Below are 12,096 nucleotides of genomic sequence, written 5' to 3' on the forward strand. Positions count from 1 at the left end.
CTCCGAATTAGGCTGTGTGCTGTTTAATTAATTCAATGAAATGATCGAAAAGAGGTGCGGCATCGTGGGGACCAGGGCTTGCTTCTGGGTGACCTTGGAAGCTAAACGCAGGTTTATCAATACGATGAATGCCTTGTAAAGAACCATCAAACAGTGATTTGTGTGTTGCGCGCAGCGTATCTGGTAAGCTTGCTTCATCGACAGCAAAGCCATGATTTTGCGCTGTAATCATCACTACGTCACGCTGTAAGTCTTTAACTGGATGGTTGGCACCATGGTGGCCAAATTTCATTTTTACTGTCTGCGCACCAGAAGCCAAGGCTAGAATTTGGTGTCCTAAACAGATCCCAAATACCGGTAATCCTTTCTCTAAGAACACTTTAGTGGCTTCAATAGCATAAGTACACGGAGCTGGGTCACCAGGGCCGTTAGATAAGAAAACACCATCAGGCTTCAGTGCCAATACTTCTTCGGCTGAAGTTTGAGCCGGTACAACGGTTAAGCGGCATCCTCGGTCAACCAGCATACGCAGGATGTTACGCTTGGCTCCGAAATCGTAGGCAACGACGTGATAAGGCAGTTCGCTGTGGTCTTTTGCTTCAGGAAGTCCACCTTCCAACGTCCACGAACCTTGTTGCCATGCATACGCTTCTTGTGTTGTAACCTCTTTCGCAAGATCCATTCCTTTTAAGCCAGGGAAATCTTTCGCTTTCGCTAACGCGAACGCTTCATCACAATGCTCACCAGCCATAATGCAGCCATTTTGCGCACCTTTTTCACGTAAAATACGTGTCAGTTTACGCGTATCAATATCCGCAATACCGAGAATATTTTGTGATTTAAGATAGTCAGAAAGAGAAAGTTGATTACGGAAGTTAGAAGCGATAAGAGGGAGATCGCGAATCACAAGGCCTTGTGCATGAATAGAAGAGGATTCTTCGTCTTCAGAGTTGGTTCCGGTATTACCAATGTGGGGATAAGTGAGAGTAACAATTTGTTGAGAATAGGAAGGATCAGTGAGAATTTCTTGGTACCCCGTCATCGAAGTATTAAAAACAACTTCACCAACGGAAAAACCCTCTGCCCCAATGGACACTCCGTGGAACACTGTCCCATCTTCTAGGACCAACAGTGCTGGTTTACTCAAGACAACCTCCAGAATAAAAATGCATTAAATATAAATTAAATCGCAAATCTGCCTTCCTGTTCGCAGCGATACGTTGCTTGAGGCTATATTAGACAAATTGGCGGTATTCTAAAGTTCACACTAATCTCTGTCAACAATCGTTGATAAATTAAATTTTTATTTATCAGCTTGCCAACAAAACTAACACCAAAGCCATCAAAACAACACTTTTCTATCCACTTTATGGCTAATAATGATGAAATAAATAAAAACCCTGAAAAAAACGCCGTATAAAAAATCACTAAAAAACCAAAAACAAAAGCAAACGATAAACAAAGGACAAAACAAACAAAAATAGAGCCTACAAAACAAAAACCCATCAAAACCTTCATTTTTAGACGCTAAAAGTCAATAAAAAGGCTTTTAGAAAAAGGGAAACACGGGCGTTTAACTTGGGTAAAAAAAATGCGCCAACCTAAGTTAGCGCATAATTATGTAATTAAAGCTCATTCAAATTGAGCACATCGGTCATCGAGTAAAGTCCAGCGGGCTTATCGGCTAACCAGATAGCCGCTTTGACGGCCCCATTAGCAAAGGTCATGCGATCGGTCGCTTTATGAGTGATTTCTACTCGCTCGCCGATATCGGCAAACATTGCTGTATGTTCACCGACAATATCTCCGGCACGAATCGTGGCAAAACCGATTTCATGACGAGCCCTCTCACCAGTGATCCCCTCACGTGCATAAACCGCAACATCACTGAGATTATTTCCCATCGCGTGAGCAATCGCTTCTCCCATACCAATCGCCGTTCCAGAGGGAGCATCCACTTTATAGCGATGATGAGCTTCAATGATCTCGATATCGCAATAATCCCCCATCACTTGGGCCGCTTTTTCCAATAACTTAAACACCAAGTTAACCCCAACGCTGTAGTTCGGAGCCATGACTATTGAGACCTGTTGCGCGGCAAGCTTAATTTGCGCTAACTGAGACTCATCAAATCCCGTTGTACCAATGACTAATTTTTTATGGTGTTTTTCGCACAGTTCAATATTGGCTAACGTACTAGAGGGAGCAGTAAAATCAATGATCACATCGAAATCATTCACGGCTTGCTCTAAGTTATCAACTAAAGCAACATCAAAGCGTCCTTCTCCACACAACTCTCCAATATCAACACCGACGAGTGAAGATTCTGGACGCTCAGAACCTGCACCGACGATAGTATTGGGGTTATAATAACTTGCCTTGACGAGATTGCGTCCCATACGACCAGCTGCACCTGCAATCGCAATTCTTATCATTGCTTCTTTCTCCATTTCTCATTCCATGGTTCGCGATAGACGATTTATCCATTGCCCTTAAACTAACAACTATCCTCGATGCTGGCTAGCACTTAGAGTAACTCTTTCATCACTCGCTCAACAATCCCCACATTAGCCTCAGGGAAGGAATGGCAAGCTAATTCATTGATCGCTAACCATTTACCTTGTTGACCTTCTTTACCAAAAGGCTGTCCCTCGAAATGGGTCACCAGCATAAAATCGAACATTAAGGCTTTATCAGGGTAATCAAACTCAAGGTGTTCAAACAAGGCCTGCTCGGTAACTGTGATACCAATCTCTTCATGCAATTCACGACCTAAGGCTTGCTCGATACTTTCACCGGCTTCAACCTTTCCTCCGGGAAACTCCCATAAACCACCTTGATGTTTATCATCAGGACGTTTCGTTATATAAATCTGTGAGCCTTCAGAATTAACAATAATCCCAGCAACGATATGAATGCGTTTCATGCGTTTTCCCATACGATATAGATTTAAAAAAAGAGTCGCCTAAGCGACTCTTTTTACTGGATTAAATAAAATTAATCAATTTTACCGTGGCACTGTTTGTATTTTTTACCACTGCCACAAGGACAAGGTTCGTTACGTCCCACTTTACGCTCTTCACGCACCATCGGATGATGCCCATCGTCTTTGTTTTGGTTATCGCTACTTGCATGTTGAGCTTGAGCACGACGAGCAACTTCTTCTGCTTGAGCAATACGTTGAGCTTCCATACGTTCCACTTCATCTTGCTGTTGCACGCGAACTTTCGACAAAATAGCAATCACATCGGATTTTAGCGAATCAAGCAAACCTTCAAACAGTTCAAACGATTCACGCTTATATTCCTGTTTTGGGTTTTTCTGCGCATAACCACGTAAATGGATCCCTTGACGTAGATGGTCCATAGCTGCGAGATGCTCTTTCCATAACGTGTCCAGTGTTTGTAACATGACTGATTTTTCAAAGTTACGCATGACTGAAACGCCAACCGCTTGCTCTTTCTCTTTGTACACGGTAGCTGCTTGTTCCAGAATCCGTTCACGCAACGCTTCTTCATAAAGCTTATCATCTTCATCTAACCAAGTTTGAATCGGTAGAGAAAGATCAAAGTCATTTTTCAAGCGCTCTTGCAAACCTTCGATATCCCACATTTCTTCTAACGATTGTGGTGGGATGTAGGTATCAATCACCGAGTTAAACACATCAACACGATTGTGTTCAATCATGTCACTGATATCATCGACTTTCATTAGCTCATCACGAAGCTCATAAACCACTTTACGCTGATCATTGGCTACGTCATCGTATTCCAGTAGCTGTTTACGTATATCAAAGTTACGACCTTCAACTTTACGTTGCGCCTTTTCAATTGAGCGAGAGAGCATTTTACTTTCAATCGCTTCGCCTTCATCCATGCCACTCTGAATTAAGCTCGCCATACGGTCTGAAGTAAAGATGCGCAGCAAACTGTCTTCCATTGAGAGATAGAAACGCGAAGAACCCGCATCACCTTGACGCCCAGAACGACCACGCAACTGGTTATCAATACGACGAGATTCATGACGCTCGGTACCAATAATATGCAAACCACCGGAGGCTAAGACTTGATCATGCACTTTTTTCCACTCAGCCTTGATTTGATCAATCTGCTCTTGAGTTGGGTTATCTAACATCTCAACGTGTGCTTGCCAACTCCCACCGAGGACAATATCCGTACCTCGACCCGCCATGTTGGTTGCAATGGTGACCGCGCCAGGTTTACCTGCATCGGCAACAATTTCTGCTTCTTTCTCATGAAACTTCGCATTCAGCACGTTGTGCTTGATCTTGGCTTTTTTCAGTGCATTAGAAAGTAGCTCTGATTTTTCAATCGAGACCGTACCAACCAGTACCGGCTGACCCTTTTCTACTCGATATTTAATATCTTCAATGATCGCGGCAAACTTTTCTGCTTCGGTGCGATACACTACATCCGGCATATCGTCACGAACCATTGGTTTATTGGTTGGAATAACCACCGTTTCCAAACCATAAATCGACTGAAACTCGAAAGCTTCTGTGTCAGCGGTTCCCGTCATACCAGATAATTTTTCATAGAGACGGAAGTAGTTCTGGAAAGTAATCGAGGCTAAGGTTTGGTTCTCATTTTGAATTTTGACCCCTTCTTTCGCTTCAACGGCTTGATGTAAGCCATCAGACCAACGACGTCCTGGCATCGTTCGTCCGGTATGCTCATCAACAATAACCACTTCACCATCATCGGTAACAATATAATCGACGTTTTTCTCAAATAAGACATGTGCGCGCAGTGCCGCATTCACATGATGCAATAAGCTAATATTGGTCGGAGAATATAAGGTATCCCCTTCTTCCATTAAGCCATTACGAATTAACAACTCCTCAACAAACTCCTGTCCAGTTTCGGTCAGATAAACCTGCTTGGATTTTTCATCCACGGTATAGTGACCATCACCACGATAATCTTCAGAGTCTTCTTTATCTTGCTGTTGGAGATTAGGAATCAGTGTATTAATTCGTGTATATAATTCAGAGCTATCTTCAGCAGGGCCAGAGATGATCAATGGCGTACGCGCTTCATCGATTAAGATCGAGTCCACCTCATCCACTACCGCAAAAAAGCGTTCACGTTGAACTCGGTCTTCCATACGGAAAGCCATGTTATCGCGCAAGTAGTCAAAACCGAATTCATTGTTGGTGCCGTAAAGAATATCGGCAAGATAGGCTTGTTTTTTCTCATGAGGTGGCATATTCGGAACGTTAATCCCAACGGTCATGCCCAAAAACTCAAATAAAGCACGGTTGGTTTCCGCATCACGTTTAGCTAAGTAGTCATTGACGGTAACGATATGTACGCCCTTACCCGCTAACGCATTAAGATAAGCGGGTAATGTTGCGGTGAGTGTTTTACCTTCACCAGTACGCATTTCGGCGATTTGCCCAGCATTGAGTACCATACCACCAATTAATTGCACATCGAAATGACGCATGCCAAACACACGCTTAGAGGCTTCACGTACCGTAGCAAAGGCTTCGGGTAACAGTTGATCTAACGATTCTCCCTGCTCAATACGCTGACGAAACTCGATAGTTTTCGCTTTTAGCTCATCATCAGAAAGCGCCGTAAATGCAGGTTCAAAGTTATTGATCTCTTTAACAATTTTTCTTAAACGGCGCAAGGTTCGGTCATTGCGACTGCCAACCACCTTTGTCAGTAGCTTAGTTATCATTTTTTATGTATCTCTCTTTACTTGGATCGTCCCGATCTGCTTTAAATATTTCCAGTCTCTCTCTATCTTCAACTAAGGATACTGAGATAAATCATGTTCCTTCGATATTGTGCTGAAGATGTTTATTTTCAAGACACTAAGCCAATTAAGTCATACTTAGTGTAAGGATTTTTCTCGATAATCATCAATGGTCATAGTACCAAAGGCGTAAGATACCATTTTACTTAATCAGAACGAAGTCTGTTATGGCAACTAAACGCCATTAACATTGTCATCGTGATTCCAATCTCAAGCGGCAAAATGTGATTAAGTCCCCTAGAGGCAACTTATTACCGCCACTCTTCTAATAGATTGCCGCTTTAGATAACCATAAAACAGGTAGGATACTGTTCAAGATGAGTAATAAATAAAAAAGCCAGACTGAGTCTGGCTTTTTTATTTATTCGTCGTTTATGCGATAACCATATTCGGCTCAGCGAAAGCAACCGGAGATCCTGCTTCTTCTTCGAATGTTGCCCATTCCCACGCTTCTTGGTCAGCCAATAGCGCACGAAGTAACTGGTTATTTAGACCATGTCCTGATTTGTAAGCTCTGAACTCACCGACAATCGCATGGCCACACATGTAAAGATCACCAATGGCATCCAACACTTTATGTGTGACAAATTCGTTAGCAAAACGCAAACCTTCTTCGTTCAGAATACGGTAATCATCAAGCACGATAGCACAATCAAAACTCCCACCGAGGCAGAGGTTTTGAGATTGTAAATATTCGATGTCACGCATAAAACCAAACGTTCGAGCGCGAGAAATCTCTTTTACAAAACCTTGCGAAGAGAAATCAAAAACGAGATGTTGCTCGTCACCATCAATCGCTGGATGATTAAACTCGATCTCAAAATCCATTTTAAAGCCATTGTGGGGACGTAACTCTGCCCATTTGTCTTCATCTTGGAAACGTATTGGCTTTTTGATACGAATGAAACGCTTAGGCGCATTCAGTTTTTCAATACCAGCCTGCTGCAATAAATACACAAACGGGCTAGCACTGCCGTCCATAATAGGAATTTCCGGAGCATCTACTTCAACAATAACATTGTCGATTCCCATGCCAGCCAAAGCCGCATTGAGATGCTCAACGGTTGAGATACGAATACCATCGTCATTCACTAATGCTGTACATAGCATAGTATCTCGGACTGATGCTGGATCAGCAGGAAAATCAACAGGTGGATTAATATCAGTACGGCGATAAATAATACCCGTGTTTGCAGCAGCAGGGCGAAGAGTAAGCGTGACTTTACGACCAGAGTGAAGGCCCACTCCAGTTGTTTTCACTATTTCTTTCAGAGTACGTTGTCTGATCATCTACTTGCCTCTATTTCGATGCCACAAAGCTCGACCGATAAAAACCGACCGACATCTTACCAAAATTTTGAACGGTGTCAAATTGTGGCGCTATTTTAATCAGCCTGACGACGTAAAAAAGCCGGAATATCCAAATAACCGCTCTCTTTTTCTGGCTTAGGTGCCGTACTTTGGCCTGCAGAAGAAGCACTACTCGTCGTTGATGCTGACTGAGTTTTCACTTCTACCTTTTCCTGCAAAGGCTGTGCCATTCTCTCTTCCACTTTAGCCGCCGAAGCAACGTTCTGTGGTTGAGCAATGGCGGTGGTTTTCGGTTTGCTACCACCAGCAACCAATGTGATATCTGGCTTTCTCTCGTTACCAATACCGGTTGCTACGACTGTTACACGAATTTCATCGGCCATATCTGGATCAAGTGAAGTACCAATCACGACTGTCGCATTGTCTGATGCAAAAGCTTTAACCGTGTTACCCACCGTTTCAAACTCATCAAGACGCATATCCAAGCCAGCCGTAATATTAACCAGTACGCCACGAGCTCCTGCTAGATCGATGTCTTCTAGAAGCGGACTTGAGATGGCCATTTCTGCCGCCTCTTCTGCTCTATCTTCACCTCTAGCCACACCGCTACCCATCATGGCATGACCCATTTCAGACATTACTGTTCTTACATCAGCAAAGTCGACGTTAATCATACCTGGACGAGTAATTAACTCAGCGATGCCTTGTACGGCATTTTTAAGTACGTCGTTCGCGCTGGCAAAGGCTTCAAGTAGAGTAATACCACGACCCAATACTTTGAGCAGCTTCTCGTTAGGGATGGTAATTAAAGAATCAACATGTTTCGATAGTTCTTCAATCCCTTGCTCCGCAAACGCGAGGCGCTTTTTACCTTCAAAGCTAAATGGCTTGGTCACTACAGCAACCGTTAGAATGCCGAGTTCTTTTGCCACTTCTGCAATCACCGGAGCAGCACCAGTTCCAGTACCACCACCCATACCAGCGGCGACAAATACCATATCGGCGCCAGAGAGAATTTCTTTAATTCTTTCTCGATCTTCAAGAGCAGCATCACGACCCACCTGCGGGTTAGCACCAGCGCCGAGTCCTTTAGTAATGTCACCACCAATTTGGATAACCGTACTGACATTGCTTTTACGAAGTGCTTGCGCATCTGTATTGATACTGATGAATTCCACGCCTTCGATGGACTCACGCACCATGTGTTCTACAGCGTTACCGCCACCACCACCCACTCCAACGACTTTGATTACCGCATCGTCAGACATTTCCATCATCGGTTCAAACATGTGTTATCTCCGTTTTTCCTGCTTATCAGGTTAAAACTCTTTTTGTATCCAATTACGCAAGCGGCTGAATAAACTCGATACTGATTGGCGCTTAGGCTCTTGATAATCAGTATCATCATTTATTTGGCTATCTCTTGCGTAATGAAGTAAACCCACCGCCGTAGAATGATACGGCTCTTTTACATAATCGGTTAGACCACTCACTTCGAGCGGTTTCCCCACCCTAACTTGATTACGGAATACTCGCTCTGCACAGTCGACTAATCCTTCAATTTGCGCAGCACCGCCAGTCAATACCACTCCGGCAGCGAGATGGTGTTTAATACCATCTTTGCGCAACTTATCTTGCACCGTGTCGATGATCTGATTCACTAACCCCATTAACTCAGTGTAGCGAGGCTCTATCACTTCCGACAAGGTTTGTCTTTGTAAACTTCGTGAGGGACGCCCACCAACACTCGGAACGTTAACCGTATCATCCTTGCTCACCAGTTCACTTAATGCGCAACCATATTTTACTTTGATCTCTTCAGCATCGCTCACCGGCGTACCAAAAGCAAACGCAATGTCACTCGTCACCGCATTACCAGCATAAGAGAGCACTTCAGTATGTCGTAACGCCCCACCCGTCCAAATAGCAATATCCATGGTACCGGCGCCAATATCGATCACACAGACACCAAGTTCACGCTCATCTTCGGTGATCACCGCATGACTAGCGGCTAATCCTGAATACACTAACTGTTCAACTTTCAGCCCACAACGTTCAACGGCTTTAATAATGTTTCGAGCCATATCGTTGTGGCAGGTGATCAGGTGGACGCTCACTTCCATACGAACCCCTGATAATCCTAGTGGATTTTTAATCCCTTCTTGATAATCAATGGTAAATTCTTGAGGAATAACATGTAAAATCCGTTGTTCTTCGCCAATTTTAATCGATTTGGCAGTATGGATTGCTCGATCCATATCGTCTTGGGAGACTTCTTCATCAGAGATGGTTCCCATGCCTTTCTCTATACGGCTTGCAATATGTCGGCCAGATATAGATAAAAAAACGTGACTTATTTGGCATTCTGCCATTAATTCAGCTTGATCGACGGCGCGTTGTACCGATTTGACGACGGATTCCAGATCGTTAACGCCGCCTTTATCCATACCTCGTGATGGGCTACTGCCCGCACCGATGATATTAATTTGACCGTCAGGTAGGATCTCACCGACCAACGCGGACACCGTTGCGGTACCAATATCTAATCCAACTACAATGCTATCATTGGCCGATTTCGTCATTTAAACTCTCTTTGTCACTCTTGCTCTGAGAACCAACCTACTGCGGCACCTGTATCGTATCTGAGATCGATATAACTGACTCGCTCAGCATCTTGACCTAATCGCTTATAAAGTAGGAAAAAACGGGCAATACGCTCATCTAATGACTCTTTACCTAATTCTAAGCGGATACCATTATCCAAAATAATTTGCCAAGCACGGCGCTCATTCAATAGTAGGGAAGAAATATTTAACCCTAACGCTTGAAACTGTGGATTATATTGTCGCCACACAGCGAGTACTTGCGGACCACTGTCATCGGGGCCATACAATTTAACATACTCTTGTTTTACCGCGGCGATATCGCCATTGAAAACCTTACCTTTATCGTTGAGCAGTGCATTACCATTCCAAATCGCAGCCACTTGATGTTCGGTTAAAAAAACCTTAATGGTGTCTGGCCATTGTTTACGAATAGAAGCATGCGCAACCCAAGGGATCGCTTGTGCTCGGCTCTGTAAAACATCAATATCTTGCGACATAAATGTGCCAATATGGTCTAACTCAGCAAAGGCGCGCTGGACATCGAGTGTCGAAACATAATGTAAATCGCCCTGCAAGACTAATTGGGAAAGGGGCAGACGATGCTCATCCCACATCCAACTGATCGTTGAGTACAACAAAGCGCCTATCAACAGCAGCACCATCAGGAAAAAGCACCCTGAAGCGGTATGCTGTTTCACTTGAGATGAAGTGGATAAGCGACGACTTTCGGTTAACACATGGTTAATCAAAGTCCGATGATCCTGATGTCGACTAGCAATGTGATTCCCTATATCGTTGCTCAATAAAGGTAAAAGCACTGACGTTAACCCTCGAATTATACTGAGCCGATGAAAAGTATCAAATACTCAAGTAAAGAAATCGGTGCTTAATGGTCATTTATTTGCCATAAGTGCTCAGTTATGCAACTTATAGACACTGTTGCATCTGCTCAATATCCAATTTCAGTGCAGCAAGTTGTTTGGCTATTTTACCAATATCACCCGCACCTTGCGTCAATACTAAGTCACCATCTTGCAGAATATTGGCTAAAACTGCAGGTAATGCTGCACTATCTGGAATAAAGATCGGATCTATTTTTCCACGGCGGCGAATCGTTCGGCACAATGAGCGTCCATCAGCTCCAGCGATCAGCTTCTCTCCTGCAGAATAGACATCCAACATCAGTAAAACATCGACCTGCTCAAGTACATGAGCAAAGTCATCGTACAGATCACGCGTACGGGTGTAACGATGAGGTTGGAAAATCATCACTAAACGTTTTTCTGTCCAACCATTACGAGCAGCCTTAATGGTTACATCAACTTCAGTAGGGTGATGACCATAATCATCCACTAACATAACATGGCCATTACCTGTGGCAAACTCACCTAAGTGGTCAAAACGACGCCCAGTGCCTTGAGTACTCGCCATCGCACGTAAAATCGCATCATCGTCAATATCATCTTCACTGGCAACGGCGATCGCGGCAGCCGCATTTAATGCATTATGTCGACCAGGAATATTTAAGGTAATCGCCAGATCCGCCTTATCTTGGCGCAGCACGGTAAAATGACCTTGCTGACCTTGTTGGTGGTAATCGGCAATCCGCACATCGGCATCCTCCGAAAATCCATAAGTAATCACATGGCGACTGATACGAGGGATAAGCTCTCTGACTACCGGATCGTCAATGCATAATACCGCTTGCCCATAAAAGGGCAGATTATGTAAAAAATCGACAAACGTCTGCTTAAGAGTTTCAAAATCACCACCATAGGTATCCATATGGTCAGCTTCAATATTAGTAACAATCGTCACCATCGGTTGCAGATGTAAAAACGAAGCATCACTTTCATCCGCTTCAGCAATTAATATCCTGCTCGACCCCAAACGTGCATTAGTTCCTGCACTTTTTACCAATCCACCGTTGACAAAAGTCGGGTCCAGACCCGCTTCAGAGTAGATTTGCGTGACTAAAGCCGTCGTCGTGGTTTTGCCATGCGTTCCAGCCACAGCAATACCGTGTCGAAAACGCATTAATTCAGCGAGCATTTCTGCGCGTCGTACGACAGGAATTCGCTTTTCTCGAGCAGCAATGATTTCAGGGTTTTGCTCATTAATTGCCGTTGACACGACAACCACACTTGCTTGCGATACATGTTGTGCTTGGTGACCAAGATAAATCGTTGCCCCTTTGTTGGCTAAACGCTCAGTCACCGCATTACTCGATAAATCAGAACCAGTTATATGATAGCCTTCATTGAGTAGCACTTCTGCGATGCCACTCATTCCCGCGCCGCCAATGCCAATAAAATGAATACACTTTACTCGACGCATTTCTGGAACAAGGGCACGAATTTGCGCCAAGTCTTGAGTATGTTTAATTGTCATT

General features: G+C 43.9%; 9 protein-coding genes. All 9 read right to left on the reverse strand.

What is annotated here, in order from left to right:
• Positions 1–7: 7 nt before the first annotated feature.
• Positions 8–1,147, reverse strand: coding sequence for a glutamine-hydrolyzing carbamoyl-phosphate synthase small subunit (carA, locus tag CAG58_RS04385; RefSeq protein WP_040904677.1), 1,140 nt, complete (start codon positions 1,145–1,147; stop codon positions 8–10).
• 478 nt (positions 1,148–1,625) lie between these two features.
• Positions 1,626–2,435 carry a 4-hydroxy-tetrahydrodipicolinate reductase gene (dapB, locus tag CAG58_RS04390; protein WP_040904912.1) on the reverse strand — a complete coding sequence of 270 codons (810 nt, stop codon included), beginning with the start codon at positions 2,433–2,435 and terminating at the stop codon, positions 1,626–1,628.
• Between the two features lie 92 nt (positions 2,436–2,527).
• Positions 2,528–2,926 (reverse strand): 8-oxo-dGTP diphosphatase MutT, encoded by a 399-nt coding sequence (gene mutT / locus CAG58_RS04395; protein WP_161429843.1) that lies wholly within the window; start codon positions 2,924–2,926, stop codon positions 2,528–2,530.
• Between the two features lie 71 nt (positions 2,927–2,997).
• Positions 2,998–5,709: a preprotein translocase subunit SecA gene (gene secA / locus CAG58_RS04400; protein ID WP_154169103.1), complete on the reverse strand. Its 2,712-nt coding sequence runs from the start codon at positions 5,707–5,709 to the stop codon at positions 2,998–3,000.
• Positions 5,710–6,159: 450 nt separating this feature from the next.
• Complete coding sequence (gene lpxC, locus CAG58_RS04405; protein WP_004395944.1) at positions 6,160–7,077, reverse strand: UDP-3-O-acyl-N-acetylglucosamine deacetylase; 918 nt, start codon at positions 7,075–7,077, stop codon at positions 6,160–6,162.
• A gap of 95 nt (positions 7,078–7,172) precedes the next feature.
• The gene (gene ftsZ / locus CAG58_RS04410) at positions 7,173–8,387 is read right to left on the reverse strand and encodes a cell division protein FtsZ (protein WP_154169105.1); all 1,215 of its coding nucleotides are present in this window, start codon (positions 8,385–8,387) and stop codon (positions 7,173–7,175) included.
• Between the two features lie 30 nt (positions 8,388–8,417).
• Entirely contained in the window at positions 8,418–9,680 is a 1,263-nt protein-coding gene (gene ftsA / locus CAG58_RS04415) for a cell division protein FtsA (protein WP_161425113.1), read from the reverse strand.
• A 14-nt stretch (positions 9,681–9,694) separates the two neighbouring features.
• Complete coding sequence (locus CAG58_RS04420) at positions 9,695–10,453, reverse strand: cell division protein FtsQ/DivIB (RefSeq protein ID WP_040904680.1); 759 nt, start codon at positions 10,451–10,453, stop codon at positions 9,695–9,697.
• 178 nt (positions 10,454–10,631) lie between these two features.
• Entirely contained in the window at positions 10,632–12,095 is a 1,464-nt protein-coding gene (murC, locus tag CAG58_RS04425; protein ID WP_161425112.1) for a UDP-N-acetylmuramate--L-alanine ligase, read from the reverse strand.
• Position 12,096: the final 1 nt, after the last annotated feature.

It is taken from the genome of Vibrio sp. V31_P5A7T61 (assembly GCF_009904895.1).
GTDB lineage: Bacteria > Pseudomonadota > Gammaproteobacteria > Enterobacterales > Vibrionaceae > Vibrio > Vibrio metschnikovii.

Bases quoted from the DNA above. Each gene is read 5' to 3' on its own strand.
- ftsA (WP_161425113.1), bottom strand. From the start codon at position 9,680: ATGACGAAATCGGCCAATGATAGCATTGTAGTTGGATTAGATATTGGT.
- murC (WP_161425112.1), bottom strand. From the start codon at position 12,095: ATGACAATTAAACATACTCAAGACTTGGCGCAAATTCGTGCCCTTGTT.
- secA (WP_154169103.1), bottom strand. From the start codon at position 5,709: ATGATAACTAAGCTACTGACAAAGGTGGTTGGCAGTCGCAATGACCGA.
- mutT (WP_161429843.1), bottom strand. From the start codon at position 2,926: ATGAAACGCATTCATATCGTTGCTGGGATTATTGTTAATTCTGAAGGC.
- ftsZ (WP_154169105.1), bottom strand. From the start codon at position 8,387: ATGTTTGAACCGATGATGGAAATGTCTGACGATGCGGTAATCAAAGTC.
- lpxC (WP_004395944.1), bottom strand. From the start codon at position 7,077: ATGATCAGACAACGTACTCTGAAAGAAATAGTGAAAACAACTGGAGTG.
- dapB (WP_040904912.1), bottom strand. From the start codon at position 2,435: ATGATAAGAATTGCGATTGCAGGTGCAGCTGGTCGTATGGGACGCAAT.